This window comes from Sphingomonas citricola (assembly GCF_019429535.1).
GTDB classification, from domain to species: Bacteria; Pseudomonadota; Alphaproteobacteria; order Sphingomonadales; family Sphingomonadaceae; genus Sphingomonas; species Sphingomonas citricola.
Genome location: NZ_JAHXZM010000001.1, coordinates 424,025 through 437,941, shown reverse-complemented (window position 1 = coordinate 437,941; position 13,917 = coordinate 424,025). Strand labels below are relative to the sequence as shown.

At 71.4% G+C, this 13,917-nt stretch carries 15 protein-coding genes; 12 read left to right on the top strand and 3 right to left on the bottom strand.

Features of this window, described 5'->3' with window-relative positions:
* Positions 1–47: 47 nt before the first annotated feature.
* From KZ810_RS02125 to KZ810_RS02115, 3 genes are read left to right on the top strand one after another with little or no spacing between them, the layout of a single operon-like run.
* Positions 48–335: an acyl carrier protein gene (locus KZ810_RS02125; RefSeq protein ID WP_258044285.1), complete on the top strand. Its 288-nt coding sequence runs from the start codon at positions 48–50 to the stop codon at positions 333–335.
* A gap of 47 nt (positions 336–382) precedes the next feature.
* Positions 383–991 carry an alpha/beta hydrolase family protein gene (locus KZ810_RS02120; protein WP_219767332.1) on the top strand — a complete coding sequence of 203 codons (609 nt, stop codon included), beginning with the start codon at positions 383–385 and terminating at the stop codon, positions 989–991.
* Positions 967–1,752 (top strand): hydrolase 1, exosortase A system-associated, encoded by a 786-nt coding sequence (locus KZ810_RS02115; protein WP_219767331.1) that lies wholly within the window; start codon positions 967–969, stop codon positions 1,750–1,752. The genes KZ810_RS02120 and KZ810_RS02115 overlap by 25 nt, the downstream gene beginning before the upstream one ends.
* Before the next feature lie 9 nt (positions 1,753–1,761).
* On the opposite strand, the gene trxB is transcribed toward KZ810_RS02115, so the two are convergent.
* Entirely contained in the window at positions 1,762–2,730 is a 969-nt protein-coding gene (gene trxB, locus KZ810_RS02110; protein WP_219767330.1) for a thioredoxin-disulfide reductase, read from the bottom strand.
* Between the two features lie 93 nt (positions 2,731–2,823).
* On the opposite strand from trxB, the gene KZ810_RS02105 reads away from it, so the two are divergent.
* Positions 2,824–4,212, top strand: a complete 1,389-nt coding sequence (locus KZ810_RS02105; protein ID WP_219767329.1) for a leucyl aminopeptidase family protein — start codon at positions 2,824–2,826, stop codon at positions 4,210–4,212.
* A gap of 4 nt (positions 4,213–4,216) precedes the next feature.
* Here the strand turns inward: KZ810_RS02105 and tpiA are convergent, their stop codons facing one another.
* On the bottom strand, positions 4,217–4,957 hold the full coding sequence (tpiA, locus tag KZ810_RS02100) for a triose-phosphate isomerase (RefSeq protein WP_219767328.1): 741 nt from the start codon (positions 4,955–4,957) through the stop codon (positions 4,217–4,219).
* A gap of 155 nt (positions 4,958–5,112) precedes the next feature.
* On the opposite strand from tpiA, the gene KZ810_RS02095 reads away from it, so the two are divergent.
* Both KZ810_RS02095 and trpE read left to right on the top strand, forming a co-directional pair.
* Positions 5,113–7,059 carry a peptidylprolyl isomerase gene (locus KZ810_RS02095; protein WP_219767327.1) on the top strand — a complete coding sequence of 649 codons (1,947 nt, stop codon included), beginning with the start codon at positions 5,113–5,115 and terminating at the stop codon, positions 7,057–7,059.
* A gap of 22 nt (positions 7,060–7,081) precedes the next feature.
* Positions 7,082–8,587, top strand: a complete 1,506-nt coding sequence (gene trpE / locus KZ810_RS02090; protein ID WP_219767326.1) for an anthranilate synthase component I — start codon at positions 7,082–7,084, stop codon at positions 8,585–8,587.
* Positions 8,588–8,661: 74 nt separating this feature from the next.
* Here the strand turns inward: trpE and KZ810_RS02085 are convergent, their stop codons facing one another.
* Positions 8,662–9,141 carry a hypothetical protein gene (locus KZ810_RS02085; RefSeq protein ID WP_219767325.1) on the bottom strand — a complete coding sequence of 160 codons (480 nt, stop codon included), beginning with the start codon at positions 9,139–9,141 and terminating at the stop codon, positions 8,662–8,664.
* A 151-nt stretch (positions 9,142–9,292) separates the two neighbouring features.
* On the opposite strand from KZ810_RS02085, the gene KZ810_RS02080 reads away from it, so the two are divergent.
* Genes KZ810_RS02080 through KZ810_RS02055 form a run of 6 tightly spaced genes read left to right on the top strand, consistent with a single transcriptional unit; the run spans position 9,293 to position 13,868 of the window.
* The gene (locus KZ810_RS02080) at positions 9,293–9,877 is read left to right on the top strand and encodes an anthranilate synthase component II (RefSeq protein ID WP_219767324.1); all 585 of its coding nucleotides are present in this window, start codon (positions 9,293–9,295) and stop codon (positions 9,875–9,877) included.
* On the top strand, positions 9,874–10,869 hold the full coding sequence (gene trpD, locus KZ810_RS02075) for an anthranilate phosphoribosyltransferase (protein ID WP_219767323.1): 996 nt from the start codon (positions 9,874–9,876) through the stop codon (positions 10,867–10,869). Before KZ810_RS02080 ends, trpD begins: the two co-directional genes overlap by 4 nt.
* Positions 10,866–11,651, top strand: a complete 786-nt coding sequence (gene trpC / locus KZ810_RS02070) for an indole-3-glycerol phosphate synthase TrpC (RefSeq protein ID WP_219767322.1) — start codon at positions 10,866–10,868, stop codon at positions 11,649–11,651. Before trpD ends, trpC begins: the two co-directional genes overlap by 4 nt.
* Positions 11,648–12,115, top strand: coding sequence for a cyclic pyranopterin monophosphate synthase MoaC (moaC, locus tag KZ810_RS02065; RefSeq protein ID WP_219767321.1), 468 nt, complete (start codon positions 11,648–11,650; stop codon positions 12,113–12,115). Before trpC ends, moaC begins: the two co-directional genes overlap by 4 nt.
* Positions 12,112–12,690 (top strand): NUDIX hydrolase, encoded by a 579-nt coding sequence (locus tag KZ810_RS02060; protein ID WP_219767320.1) that lies wholly within the window; start codon positions 12,112–12,114, stop codon positions 12,688–12,690. The genes moaC and KZ810_RS02060 overlap by 4 nt, the downstream gene beginning before the upstream one ends.
* Positions 12,687–13,868 (top strand): molybdopterin molybdotransferase MoeA, encoded by a 1,182-nt coding sequence (locus tag KZ810_RS02055; protein WP_219767319.1) that lies wholly within the window; start codon positions 12,687–12,689, stop codon positions 13,866–13,868. The genes KZ810_RS02060 and KZ810_RS02055 overlap by 4 nt, the downstream gene beginning before the upstream one ends.
* Positions 13,869–13,917 lie beyond the last annotated feature (49 nt).

The window sequence follows — 13,917 nt, the reverse complement described above, 5'->3', positions numbered from 1 at the left end:
GCATTTCACCCCCCGCGCCTATCGCACCGCAGCAAGAACGGGGCGGCATGAAGGGGACGCGCGTGATTCCGGAAGGCACCAACGAGATCGAGAAGACCTTGCGCGCGGTGCTCGCCGACGTGCTGAGCCTGTCGCCCGAGCGCGTCGCTGCCTTTACCCCCGAAACCGAATTGTTCGGCGCGCTGCCCGAACTCGACTCGATGGCGGTCGCGGGTGTCCTGACCGAACTGGAGGACCGCCTCGGCATCGTGATCGAGGACGACGAGGTCGACGGCGAGATGCTCGAAACCTTCGGCGCGCTGACGACCTTCGCGGCGACCAAGGTCCTCAACTGAGCGGCCTGCGCTACGTCGACTATGACTGGCGCGGCGGCCGCGAGGCGATGCTGCGCATGGGCCCCGACGGCGGCCCTACGATTCTCGCGCTCCCCGCCTTGTTCGAGGAAGCGAACCGCACCCGCGCGATCCTCGTCGGCGTGCTGCGCCGGCTCGCCGACGCCGGCTGGTCGGTCGCGCTCCCCGATCTGCCGGGTCAGGGCGAGAGCCTCGTTCCGCTCGCGCAGGCAACCCTCGACGACTGGCGCGATGCCGCACAGGCCGCCGCCGCACGGCTCGCATCGCCGATCCACGTCGTCGCGGTCCGCGCCGGCGCGCTGATCGACGCCGACATCGCCGCGGACAGCCGCTGGTACTGGTCGCCGCTGACCGGCGCAGAACAGGTGCGCGAACTCACCCGTCTGCGCGATCTGGGTGACGGCGAGGGTTACGCCGGCAACGTCCTGTCCGACGCTTTGTTGTCGCAACTCGCCGCCGCGGAGCCGACGATCACCCCGCCCCCGCGCGTCGTGCGGATGGCGACCGATCCGCGCCCCGCCGACCTGAAGCTCGCGGGCGCGGCACCGTGGCGTGCGAACGAGCCCACGGCCGACCCCGCGCTCGTCGCTAACCTCGCCGACGACATCGCCGCATGGCTCGCCGCGTGCGCCGGCTGATCACCTTCGACATCGGCGGCACGACGCTCGCCGGCTCGCTCGACGAGGGAGAAAGCGCAATCGGCCTCCTGATCGTCTCGGGCGGTAACGAGGTGCGCCACGGCGCGCACCGCGGCATGGCGATGCTGGCGCAGAAACTCGCGGCGCAGGAGACGCCGGTGTTCCGCTATGACCGCCGCGGCGTCGGCGACTCGGGGGGCGAGAACCGCGGCTATGCGCACGCGGGCGAGGATCTGCGCGCCGCCGCCGCCGCGTTCCGCCGCGCCACGCCGCACGTCACCCGCCTCCACGCCTTCGGCAATTGCGACGCCGCGACGCTGCTCGCGTTTCACGGCCGCAGCGCAGGCATCGCGCGCGTGCTGCTCGCCAACCCCTGGACGGTCGAGCCGACCGACGATTTGCCTCCCGCCGCCGCGATCCGCGCCGGCTACGCGCGCCAACTGCGCGACCCCGCCGAGTGGCGTCGACTGCTCGGCGGCGGGATCGACATCGGCAAGGCGCTCAAGGGGTTGGCGAAGATCGCTCGCACCCCGTCCGAAGATGGCACGCTCGCGCGCCGCGTCACCGACGCGATCGCCGCCTGGGGCAGCGACGCCACCGTGCTGCTCGCGCGCGACGACAATACCGCGCGCGCCTTCGCCGCCGCGGCGCGCGCGCACGCGTTCGCGACGCTGACGGTCGACACCCCCTCGCACAGCTTCGCACGTGCCGCCGACAAGCAGGCGCTCGCCGACATCGTCACGCGCTGGCTGCGCGATTGAGCGGCGGCGTTACTCCGCCGCTTCCTTGAATTCCTCGAATTCGACCGCCGCGAGGAACCGCTCGGCGTCGAGCGCGGCCATGCACCCCGTCCCCGCCGCGGTCACCGCCTGCCGGTAGGACTTGTCCATCACGTCGCCGCACGCGAACACGCCCGGCACGCTCGTCTTGGTCGTCCCCGTCTCGACCGCGATATAGCCGTCGTCGTCGAGCGCCAGGTGCCCGCGGAACAGTTCGGTCGCCGGGTGATGCCCGATCGCGACGAACCCGCCGTCGACCGCGATGCGCGAATGCTCGCCCGTCTGCGTGTCCTCCAGCTCGAGCGCGACCAGCCCGGCATTGCCGCCGCCGTCGACGAACTCGCGCACTTCCTTGTTCCACAGCACCTTGATCGACGGGTGCGCGTGGAGCCGCTCCTGCAGGATACGCTCGGCACGCAAAGAATCGCGGCGGTGGATCAGCGTCACGTCGTCCGAATGGTTGGTCAGGTACAGCGCTTCCTCGACCGCAGTGTTGCCGCCGCCGATCACCGCCACCTTCTTGCCACGGTAGAAGAAGCCGTCGCACGTCGCGCACGCGCTGACGCCCTTGCCCTTCATCGCGTCCTCGCTGTCGAGGCCGAGCCATTTCGCCTGCGCACCGGTCGCGATCACCAGCACCTCGCCCTCGTACAAGTCGCCGCCGTCGCCGATCAGCCGGAACGGACGTGTCGACAGGTCGACCTTGACGATCGTGTCCCACATCATCCGCGTGCCGACGTGCTCGGCCTGTTTCTGCATCTGCTCCATCAGCCACGGACCCTGGATCACGTCGGCGAAACCGGGGTAATTCTCGACGTCGGTAGTGGTGGTCAGCTGGCCGCCGGGCTGGATGCCTTGCACCACGATCGGCTTCATGCCGGCACGCGCGGCGTAGATGGCGGCGGTCAGCCCGGCCGGGCCCGAGCCGAGCACGAGCATGCGAGTCGAATGTGTCGTCATGGCTCGCGATGTAGGGCGCTCGGTGCAGCTTGGAAACTGTGCGCCGCGACAGCTTCGTTGCGCCCCCGCCCAAGTCCTGCTTTGCTCGCGCGCATGACCGACTTCACCTTCCTGCTCCAGCCCGACCGCGGCCAGCCCGCGCGCGACATCCACGTCGTCCACCCCGACCGGTACGAGGCCTGGGCCGCCGAGCAGACGCCGCGCGTTCGCGCCGCGCTCGCCGCCCACCGCGTCACGGGCAAGCCCGGCAACCGCGCGGTCCTGCCGGGCGACGCCGCCGACGACTGGTCGATGCTGCTGGTCTGCAACGAGGCGCTCGATTCGCCGTGGCGCATCGCCTCGCTCGGCGATGGCCTGCCCGAGGGGACCTACCGCCTCGCCGGCAACGCGCCCGTCGGTGCAGCGGGGCTCGGCTGGCTGCTCGCGCAGCACCGTTTCGCACGCTACCGCAAGGCCGATCCGGTGCCCCACCGCGTCCTCCTGACCGACGACCATGCCGGGATCGAGCACACCGTCCGCCTCGCGCGCGCGACGGCGCTGGTACGAGACCTGGTCGACACCGGCGCCAGCGACATGGGCCCCGCCGAGCTACAGGCCGAGGCCGCGGCACTCGCCGACCGCCATTCCGCCACGCTCGCGGTCACCAGCGGCGACGCGCTTCGGACCGGTCACCCGATGATCCACGCGGTCGGCCGCGCCGCCGCCGACCACCGCGCACCCCGCCTGATCGAACTCGAATGGGGCGACGCGAGCCACCCCCGCGTCGCGATCGTCGGCAAGGGTGTGTGCTTCGATTCGGGCGGGCTCGACATCAAGCCGTCGGCGGGGATGCGGCTGATGAAGAAGGACATGGGCGGCGCCGCACACGCGCTGGCGCTCGCCGGCCTCGTCATGCAGGCGGGGCTGCCGGTCCACCTCCACCTGCTGATCCCCGCGGTCGAGAACGCGATCTCCGCCGACGCCTTCCGCCCCGGCGACGTACTGACGACGCGCAAGGGCGTGACCGTGGAAAACACCAACACCGATGCCGAAGGGCGTCTTATCATCGCCGACGCGCTGACCAAGGCGGGCGAGGCCGCCCCCGCGCTCGTCATCGATTTCGCGACGCTGACGGGTGCCGCGCGCGTCGCGCTCGGTCCCGATCTGCCCGCCACCTTCGTCAACGACGACGCGCTCGCCGCCGACCTGTTCGCCGCCGCCGACGCGGTGAAGGATCCGCTGTGGCGGCTGCCGTTGTGGGACGGTTACGACGACATGCTCAAATCGGACGTCGCCGACATGGTCAACGCCCCCGACGGCGGGTTCGCGGGCGCGGTCACCGCCGCCTTGTTCCTCCGCCGCTTCGTCGCGGCGGGCACGCCCTGGGCGCATCTCGATACCTTCGCATGGCGCCCCGCCGCGAAGCCGGGGCGCCCGAAGGGTGGCGAGGCATACGGCCTGCGCGCCGCGTTCGAACTGCTGCGCCGCCGCTTCCCCGCCTGACCGCTCAATCCGCCGCGGCGATAATCGGCACGAATTTCGCCGCGGTCAGGCTCGCGCCGCCGACCAATGCACCGTCGACGTCGGCGACGTGGAGCAATTCGCGCGCATTGTCGGGCGTCACCGATCCGCCGTAGAGGATACGGATCTCCGCCGCCTCCGCACCCACCATCGCGGTGAGCTTCGCGCGGATTGCGCCGTGCATCGTCGCCACGTCGTCCGCGGTCGGCGTCCGCCCGGTGCCGATCGCCCAGACGGGTTCGTACGCGATCGCGCACCATTCCCCGCTCGCCCCTTGCGGCAGCGACCCCGCGACCTGCGCGGTCACCACCGCCTCCGCACGCCCCGCCTCGCGCTCGTCCAGCGTTTCGCCGACGCAGACGATCGCGTGCAGCCCGTGCCGGTGGAGCGCCTCCGCCTTCGCCTTGACGTCGGCGTCGCGTTCGCCCTGGTCGGCGCGGCGCTCGGAATGACCGACGATCGAGAAGCGCGCGCCCGCCTCCTTCACCATCGCGGCCGACACGCATCCGGTGTGCGCGCCCTGGTCGGCGGCGTGGACATCCTCCGCGCCGATCGACAGCGCAGGCACCGCCTCCGCCGCGGGCGCGATCAGCGTCGCGGGCACCGCGACCGCGACGTCGACGCCTGCGTGCCCCGCCGCCGCATCCGCGATCGCCGACAGTTCGGACAGCGCCGCGCGGCTGCCGTTCATCTTCCAGTTGCCCGCCACCAGTTTGCGCCGTGTCATCCCGCTCTCCCCATGTTTCGCTGTTGCGTTGGGCGCGCGATAGCGGGGTCCGCGCCGCCGCGCCACGCCGCGCGCGCACTGCAAGCGGCATTGCCTATGCGGGGAGCGGTGCCTAAAGCCGCCGGGTTTCTTGATCCTCACGGCTTTCACGCGTCATGCTCAGCTTCTTTCGCCGCATCGTCAATTCAAAGGCCGGCGTCTTCATCACGCTCGCGCTGCTCGGCGTCATCGCGCTGTCGTTCGCGGCGGGTGACGTGACGGGCCTGTCGTCGGGCGGCGGCGGGCTGCTCGGCAACCCGGTCGTGACGGTCGGCAAGACCGGGATCACCGCCGCCGACGTGCGCAAGCGCGCGCAGGACGAGGTCCGCTTCGCGCAGACACAGCAACCCGGCTTCGACATGGCGCAGCTGGTCCGGCTCGGCGGCGTTGAATCGATCATCGAACGGCTGGCGAATGCGCTCGGGCTCGAAAAATTCGGCCACGATCAGGGCATCCGCGTCAGCCGCGCACTGATCGGCAGCGAGATCAAGACGATCGCCGCGTTTCAGGGCCCGACCGGCCAGTTCGATCAGGCGACCTACGAGCGGCTGATCGCGCAGCGTGGTCTGACCGACGCGCAGGTGCAGGACGAATTCGCGCGCAGCATCATGACGCAGTTCCTCGTCACCCCGACCGTCGGCGCAAGCCAGGTGTCGGAAAAGCTCGCGCTCCCCTACGCCTCGCTGCTGCTCGAGCGGCGCGAGGGGCAGATCGCGCTGATCCCCGCCGCCGCGGTGCCCGCCGGCGCCGCGCCGACCGACGCGGAGGTGCAGAAATTCTATGCCGGCCACCTGCCGCGCTACACCGTGCCCGAGCGCCGTGTCGTCCGCTACGCGATCGTCACGCCCGATAGCGTCAAGGCGCAGGCGACCCCGTCGGACGCCGAGATCCAGCAGGCGTATAACGGCAACGCCGCCGCCTACCGCCCGCGCGAGCAGCGCACCGTCAGCCTCGTCACCGTCCTCGATCAAAAGGCCGCCGACGCGCTCGCCGCCAAGGTAAAGTCGGGCACCGCGCTCGCCGCCGCGGCGCGCGCGGCCGGGCTCGAGCCGCGCACGATCGACAAGGCCGACAAGGCCGCGCTCGCCACGCAGAGTTCGGCCGCGGTCGCGGACGCGCTGTTCGCCGCGCAGAAGGGAGCGGTGGTCGGCCCGATCAAGGGCGCGATCGGCTTCGTCGTCGCGAGCGTCGATGCGGTCACGCAGGTTCCCGGCCGCACGCTCGCGCAGGCGCGCGACGAGATCGTCCAGACGCTGACCCGGACCAAAACAGCCGACGCGCTGTCGCAGGCACAGAACAAGATCGACGACGCGCTCTCCGACAATGCCAACATCGCCGAGGTCGCCGCGGACCAGAAGCTGAGCGTCGCGACGACCAAGCCGCTGCTCGCCTCGGGTATCGACCCCGACGATGCCGCGACCAAGCCCGATCCGCGCCTCGCGCCGATCATGCAGGCGGGGTTCGCGGCAGAGGAAGGCGACACGCCGACGATCGTCGCGCTCGGCACCGACGGCGGCTTCGCGGTCGTCGGGCTCGACCGCGTCGTGCGCGCCGCGCCGCGTCCGCTCGCGCAGGTCCGCGCGCAGGTGGTGAAGGACGTCGTGGCGGAGCGGCAGCGCAACGCGGCCAAGCAGATCGCGACGCAGGCGCTCGCGAAGCTCGACAAGGGTGCAACGCTTCCCGCGGTGCTGGCGCAGACCGGCGTCCGTGGTCCCGCGCCGCAGCGGATCGACACGACCCGCGCGCAGCTCAACGCCGATCGCCGCGGTGTCGACCCGACGCTCGCATTGCTGTTCTCGATGAAGCAGGGCAGCGCGAAGATGCTCGCCGCGCCCAACAACATGGGCTGGCTGCTGATCAAGCTCGACCGCGTGACGCCGGGCGACGCGCGGACCAAGCCGGGCGTGATCGCCGCGACGCGCGCCGACCTCGGCCGCGTCATCGGTCAGGAATATGCGCAGCAATTCACCCGCGCGGCGGTCGAAACCGTCGGCATCAAGCGCAAGCCCGACGCGATCGCGGACCTGAAGCGCGAACTGGCGGGTCAGGGTGGCAATCAGTAACTCTGGAAGCAGTCCCGGCGGCGTGCCGGACGGACCTGTCGACCCGCGGGACGAACTGGCCGCGGGTCGCCCCGCGCTGGTCTGGCGGCGGCGCATCGCCGATACCGAAACGCCCGTCGCCGCCGCGCTGAAACTGCTCGAGCCCGGTCGCGGCGACTTTTTGCTCGAATCGGTCGAGGGCGGCGCGGTGCGCGGGCGCTACAGCCTGCTCGGGCTCGCCCCCGATCTCGTCTTTCGCGCCGAGGGTGAGCGCGCCGCGATCAACCCGCACTGGCTCGAGGATCGCGACGCCTTCGCGCCCTGCACCGAACCGACGCTCCAGGCGCTGCGCACGCTCGTCGCCGCGTGCCGGATGACCGTCGCGCCCGAACTGCCGCGCGCGCTCGCCTGCCTCGTCGGCTATTTCGGCTACGACACGATCCGGCTGGTCGAGGATCTGCCCGCACCCGCCACCGACGCGCTCGGCGTGCCCGACATGATGTTCGTGCGCCCGACCGTGATCCTCGTGTTCGATCGCCTCGCCGACGCGCTCTTTCTCGTCGCCCCGGTCTGGCCCGACGCCGCCCGCGCGCCCGACGCTTTGGTTGCCGCCGCCGAGGAACGCCTCGATGCGGTCGAGGCGCGGCTCGCGTCCGCTGCGCTGCCGCCGCGCGTCCGCGCCGACGCGGCGGACATCGCGCTCACCCCGACCCTCCCCGCGGGCCGCTACGCCGAGATGGTCGCCGCGGCGAAGGACTATATTTACGCCGGCGACATCTTTCAGGTCGTGCTGGCGCAGCGTTTCACCGCGCCCTTCCCGCTGCCCGCGTTCGAACTCTACCGCGCGCTGCGCCGGATCAATCCGTCCCCCTTCCTCTATCACCTCGACCTGCCCGGCTTCTCGCTGACGGGGTCGAGCCCCGAGATCCTCGTGCGCGCGCGCGATGGCGAGGTGACGATCCGCCCGATCGCGGGCACCCGCCCGCGCGGGCGCACCGCGGCGGAGGACGCCGCCAACCGCGCGTCGCTGCTCGACGATCCGAAGGAGCGCGCCGAGCATCTGATGTTGCTCGACCTCGGCCGCAACGACGTCGGCCGCGTCGCGCAGGCCGGCAGCGTCACCGTCACCGACAGCTACACCGTCGAATTCTACAGCCACGTCATGCACATCGTCTCGAACGTCGTTGGCCGGCTCGACCCCGCGCACGACGCGATCGACGCGATCCTCGCGGGCTTCCCCGCGGGCACCGTCAGCGGCGCGCCCAAGGTCCGCGCGTGCGAGGTGATCGCCGAACTGGAGCCCGAGAAGCGCGGTGCCTACGCGGGCGGGGTCGGCTATTTCTCGCCCGACGGCAGCATGGATTCGTGCATCGTGCTGCGCACCGCGCTCGTGAAGGACGGCGTCATGCACGTCCAGGCGGGCGCTGGCATCGTCGCCGACAGCGATCCGGCGTACGAGCAGCGCGAATGCGAGGCGAAGTCTGGCGCACTCCTCGCCGCCGCGCGCGAGGCGATCGCGCAGGCGGGCGACGCGGGGTTCGGCCAGTAAACCGGACCGCCGCGCCCAGCATCACCCGCGCCGGACGTCGGCTCGACCGAACCCTTCCGTCCTTACGCCGCCGCTTATTGCGGCGCGCCCGGCATCATCGCGTCGTTCTTCTCCGCGGCCTTCTTTTCTGCCGCGTACGCGCGCGCCCACATCTGCGTGCAGCCGCTCTGTCCGCCCGTCCCGACCGGCGAGCAGGTGTCGGGCAGCCCACCCGCGACGCGCCCGACCTCGTCGGCAGCCGCGGTGCGGTTGACCCAGCTCTGGTTCTGCGCCGCTGGCTCTGCGGTGTTCCGCAACTGCTTGGGGATGCGATATTGCTCGTCCGGGTTGATCCGGCTGCACACCACCACCTCGTCGCCCTGCGCGACCGGGCATTTGTCCGCGCCGGTCAGCTGCACGTTGCGGATCCGGCTCGGCGGGCGGCCGGTCTCGGCCTGCGCCTGCGCGGTCGAGCTGACCGGCGCGCCGGTGCTCGTGCCGACGGGCGGGACGCTCTGCGCCGATGCCGCGACGGGCAGCAGGATCAGGGAAACGGCGGTGGTGAAACGCAGCATGCGACGTGGCTCCTTGGGGCAACGACACAAACGCCTGCCCCCCTGAATATCTCCTTACGCCCACGCGCTTATCGTGTGTCGCGACGATTTCGCGCGCGTAACGCGGGTGCAACACGTTGCGCGCCGCCACGCATCGGCTATGGCGGCGCGCATGATCCTCGTGGTCGACAATTACGACAGCTTCACCTGGAACCTCGTCCACTACCTGATGGAGTTGGGCGCGGAGGTTCAGGTCGTGCGCAACGACGCGCTCTCCGCCGCCGACGCCTTGGCGAGCAACGCGACCGCGTTCCTCGTCTCGCCGGGACCGTGTACCCCGAACGAGGCGGGCATCAGCCTCGACCTCGTCGCCGCCTGTGCGGAGGCGCGGCGCCCGCTGCTCGGCGTGTGTCTGGGGCATCAGGCGATCGGCCAGCATTTCGGCGGCACCGTGCGCCGCGGCGGGTTGATGCACGGCAAGACCTGCCCGGTCGAGCACGACGGGACCGGCCTGTTCGCCGACCTCCCCTCACCCTTCACCGCGACGCGCTACCATTCGCTGATCGTCACCGACGTGCCCGACAGCCTCGTCGTCAACGCGACAGCGGGCGACGCGTCGGTGATGGGCCTGCGCCACCGAGAGCTGCCGATCCACGGCGTGCAGTTCCATCCCGAGAGCATCGCGACCGAGCACGGCCACGATCTGCTCGCCAACTTCCTGCGCATCGCGGGCATCCAGACCGGGGCGGCGGCGTGACCAGTTTCGCGCAGCTGCCCGATCCCGCCTCGCCGCTCAGCCGGCAGAGCGCGGCGCAGGCGTTCGCCGACATCCTCGACGGGCGCACCACCGAGGAGGCGATCGCCGAGTTCCTCGTCGCGCTCTCGATCCGCGGCGAGACCAGCCTGGAGATCGCCGAGGCCGCGCGCGCGCTGCGTGAGCGTCTGATCCCGATTACCGCGCCGGCGGGCGCGATCGACGTCTGCGGCACCGGTGGCGACGGGCAGCACACGCTCAACGTCTCGACCGCGGTCAGCCTCGTCGTCGCCGCCTGCGGCGTGCCGGTCGCGAAACACGGCAACCGCGCCGCCTCGTCGAAGGCGGGCGCCGCCGACACGCTCGAGGCGCTCGGGCTCGACATGGACCGCGCGGGCGCGCAGGCGGAGCAGACGCTCGCCGACCTCGGCATCTGTTTCCTGTTCGCCGCCAACCATCATCCGGCGATGCGCCGCATCACCCCGATTCGCCGCCGCATCGGCCGGCGCACGATCTTCAACCTGATGGGCCCGCTCGCCAACCCCGCGCACGTCACGCGCCAGTTGATCGGCATCGCCCGCCCCGATTACGCCCCCGTCTATGCAGAGGCGCTAACGCAACTCGGCAGTGAGGGCGCGTTCGTCGTCTCGGGTGAGGAAGGGCTGGACGAAATTTCCGGCGCGGGCGCGACCGTCGTCGTCAGCATCGGCGACGTCGCGCTTCCCGCGCGCATCTCACCCGAGGACGCGGGGCTCACGCGCCACCCGACCAGCGCGATCCGCGGCGGAGACGCCGCCTTCAACGCGGTCGCGCTCCGGCGCCTACTGCTCGGGGAGCACGGCCCCTACCGCGACGCGGTGCTGTTGAACGCCGCCGCCGCGCTCGTTCTCTCAGGACAGCAGGTCGCGCTGCCCGATGCCGCCGCGCGCGCCGCAGAGGCGATCGACCGCGGCGACGCGAACGCGCTGCTCGACCGCTGGATCGCCTACGCATGACCATTCTCGATCAGATCATCGCCACCAAGCGCGAGGAGGTTGCCGCGCGCAAGGCCGCGACCACGCGCGCCGATCTCGACGCGCGCGTCGCCGAACAGTCGCCACCGCGCGGCTTTCGCGCCGCGCTCGACCGCACCGTCGCCGCGGGCCGCCACGCGCTCATCGCCGAGATCAAGAAAGCGAGCCCGTCGAAGGGGCTGATCCGCGCCGATTTCGATCCGCCCGCGCACGCGCGCGCTTACGCCGCGGGCGGCGCGACCTGCCTGTCGGTGCTGACCGACGAGCAATATTTCCAGGGCTCGGACGCCTTTCTCCAGGCCGCGCGCGTCGCGTGCGACCTGCCCGTCATCCGCAAGGACTTCACGATCGACCCGTGGCAGGCGATCGAGGCGCGCGCGCTCGGCGCCGACGCGATCCTGCTGATCGTCGCCGCGCTCGACGACGCGACACTCGCCGAATGCGAGGCCGCCGCGATCGACGTCGGGCTCGACGTGCTCGTCGAGGTGCACGACGCGCACGAGATGGAGCGCGCCGCGCGGCTGCGCTCGCGCCTCATCGGGGTCAACAACCGCGACCTGCGCGATTTCACCGTCGACTATCGCCGCACCTACGATCTCGTCGCCCATGCGCCCGAGGGTTGCACCTTTGTCGCCGAGAGCGGCCTCACCACCCGCGCCGACCTCGACACGATGGCCGCGCACGACATCCGCTGCTTCCTGATCGGCGAAGCGCTGATGCGCCAGCCCGACGTCGAGGCAGCGACGCGCGCGCTGGTCGGATGAGCGCTCTCACCCACCTCGACGCCGACGGTGCCGCGCACATGGTCGACGTCGGCGACAAGGCCGTGACCCGGCGCGAGGCGACCGCCACCGGGCGGATCGCGATGTCGGCGGAGGCGGTCGCCGCGATCCGCGCCGGCGCGGTGAAAAAGGGTGACGTGATCGCGGTCGCGCGCGTCGCGGGCATCATGGCGGCGAAACGAACCAGCGACCTCGTCCCGCTCTGCCACCCGCTACCGATCACGCGCGTCTCGCTCGACCTCGACGTGTCCGACGACGGTGTCGCCGCCACCGCGACCGTTCGCACCGACGGAAAGACCGGGGTTGAGATGGAGGCGCTCACCGCCGTCTCGGTCGCGCTTCTCACCGTCTACGACATGGCGAAAGCGATCGACAAGGCGATGGTCCTCCACGACATTCAGGTTGTCGCTAAAAGCGGTGGCCGCTCGGGCGACTGGCGGCGGTGACCGACTTCGGCGATCCGCCCGTCGCGCCGTGGCGATTGGCCGCGCGCGACACGCTGATCGCCGACCGCTGGCTGACGCTCCACGCCGACACCTGCGTCACCGCGGACGGCGCGACGATCGCGCCTTATTACGTCACCGACTATCCCGACTGGGCGCTGATCGTCGCGCTCGACGATGCCGACCGTCTGCTGATGATCGAGCAATATCGCCACGCCCGCGGCATCGTCTCGCTCGAGCTGCCGGGCGGCGGCGTGGATGCGGGCGACGCCGACCTCATCGCCGGCGCCCGCCGCGAACTGCTCGAGGAAACCGGCTGCGTCGCAGACGACTGGCAGGTCGTCGCCTCGCTCAGCCCCAATCCCGCGATCCACACCAACCGCTGCCACGCGGTCCTCGCGCGCGGCACGCGCTGCGTCGCCCCGCCGCAGGACGAACCCAGCGAACGCGTCCGCCGCCGCTGGATCGCGGTCGACGACGTCGTCCGCCGCGCGATGGCGGGCGAAGTACAGCAGGCGGTTCACGTCGCCGCGCTCGCGATCGTGCTCGGCCGCCTCCATCGATGGAACCCCGCATGACCCTGTTGCCCGTCGAGGAAGCGCAAGCGCGCGTGCTGGCGCTCGGCACCCCCGCCGCGTCCGAAGAGGTTGCGATCCACGCCGCGCTCGGTCGCTGGGCGGTGCAGCCGATTGTCGCCGCACGGACGCAGCCCGCGCGCGACCTGTCCGCGATGGACGGCTACGCGATCCGGTTCGCTGATCTGCCCGGACCGTGGCGCGTCGTCGGCGAAAGCGCGGCCGGCAACCCCTTCGCCGGCCGTGTCGAGGCGGGTGAGGCGACGCGCATCTTCACCGGTGCCGCGATGCCCGACGGGGCCGACACCGTGCTGGTGCAGGAGGAAGCCGAACGCGACGGCGACCGCCTCATCCTCGCAGGAGAGGGTCCGCCCTTCCTCGCGCGCAACGTCCGCCGCCGCGGGCTCGACTTCGCGCACGGCGACGTGCTGGTCGATGCGGGCGAACGGCTCACCCCTGCCCGGCTCGCGGTCTGCGCGACGGGCGGCGTCGGGCGCATTCCCGTCGCCCGGACGATCCGCGTCGCGATCGCCGCCACCGGCGACGAGCTGGTCGAACCCGGCAGCGACGCCGGGGCCGACGCCCTGCCCGAATCCAACCGCCTGCTGCTGCGCGCGCTGCTCGCCGATCTGCCGGTCGAATTCGTCGATCTCGGTATCCTTCCCGACCGCCTCGACACGCTGACCGTCGCCTTCTCGCAGGTCGAGGCCGACGTGCTCGTCACCACCGGCGGCGCGTCGGTCGGCGACCATGATCTGGTCCGTCCCGCGCTCGATGCCGCGGGCTTCTCGCTCGATTTCTGGCGCATCGCGCTGCGTCCGGGAAAGCCGATGCTCGCCGGGCGTCGCGGCGCGACCGCGGTCGTGGGGCTGCCGGGCAATCCGGTGTCGGCGTTCGTCACCGCCTTGCTGTTCGTGCGTCCGCTCGTCGCGCATCTCTCGGGTGCGCTTCACCCCTTCCCCCGCCCGACCAGCGCGATCCTGGGCGAACCGCTCGCCGCCAATGGTGCGCGCAGCGACTATCTGCGCGCCGAGTTGCGCGACGGACGCGCCTATGCGTCGACCATCCAGGACAGTTCGATGCTGCGCACGCTCGCGCGTTCGACCTGCCTCATCGTGCGCCCGCCGCACGCTGCCGCCGCGAACGCCGGCGACTCGGCGGAAATCCTGATGATCGGCTAGGTCCCTCGCTTGACGGAACATCCGCTGTTCCATAAAGGTTCTTTATCTG

What these genes read in the sequence shown, in the direction of transcription:
- KZ810_RS02120 (WP_219767332.1), top strand. Translation starts at nt 383, where the DNA reads ATGCTGCGCATGGGCCCCGACGGCGGCCCTACGATTCTCGCGCTCCCC.
- KZ810_RS02125 (WP_258044285.1), top strand. Translation starts at nt 48, where the DNA reads ATGAAGGGGACGCGCGTGATTCCGGAAGGCACCAACGAGATCGAGAAG.
- KZ810_RS02055 (WP_219767319.1), top strand. Translation starts at nt 12,687, where the DNA reads ATGACCCTGTTGCCCGTCGAGGAAGCGCAAGCGCGCGTGCTGGCGCTC.
- KZ810_RS02085 (WP_219767325.1), bottom strand. Translation starts at nt 9,141, where the DNA reads ATGCTGCGTTTCACCACCGCCGTTTCCCTGATCCTGCTGCCCGTCGCG.
- trxB (WP_219767330.1), bottom strand. Translation starts at nt 2,730, where the DNA reads ATGACGACACATTCGACTCGCATGCTCGTGCTCGGCTCGGGCCCGGCC.
- KZ810_RS02105 (WP_219767329.1), top strand. Translation starts at nt 2,824, where the DNA reads ATGACCGACTTCACCTTCCTGCTCCAGCCCGACCGCGGCCAGCCCGCG.
- KZ810_RS02115 (WP_219767331.1), top strand. Translation starts at nt 967, where the DNA reads ATGGCTCGCCGCGTGCGCCGGCTGATCACCTTCGACATCGGCGGCACG.
- tpiA (WP_219767328.1), bottom strand. Translation starts at nt 4,957, where the DNA reads ATGACACGGCGCAAACTGGTGGCGGGCAACTGGAAGATGAACGGCAGC.
- KZ810_RS02080 (WP_219767324.1), top strand. Translation starts at nt 9,293, where the DNA reads ATGATCCTCGTGGTCGACAATTACGACAGCTTCACCTGGAACCTCGTC.
- moaC (WP_219767321.1), top strand. Translation starts at nt 11,648, where the DNA reads ATGAGCGCTCTCACCCACCTCGACGCCGACGGTGCCGCGCACATGGTC.
- KZ810_RS02095 (WP_219767327.1), top strand. Translation starts at nt 5,113, where the DNA reads ATGCTCAGCTTCTTTCGCCGCATCGTCAATTCAAAGGCCGGCGTCTTC.
- trpC (WP_219767322.1), top strand. Translation starts at nt 10,866, where the DNA reads ATGACCATTCTCGATCAGATCATCGCCACCAAGCGCGAGGAGGTTGCC.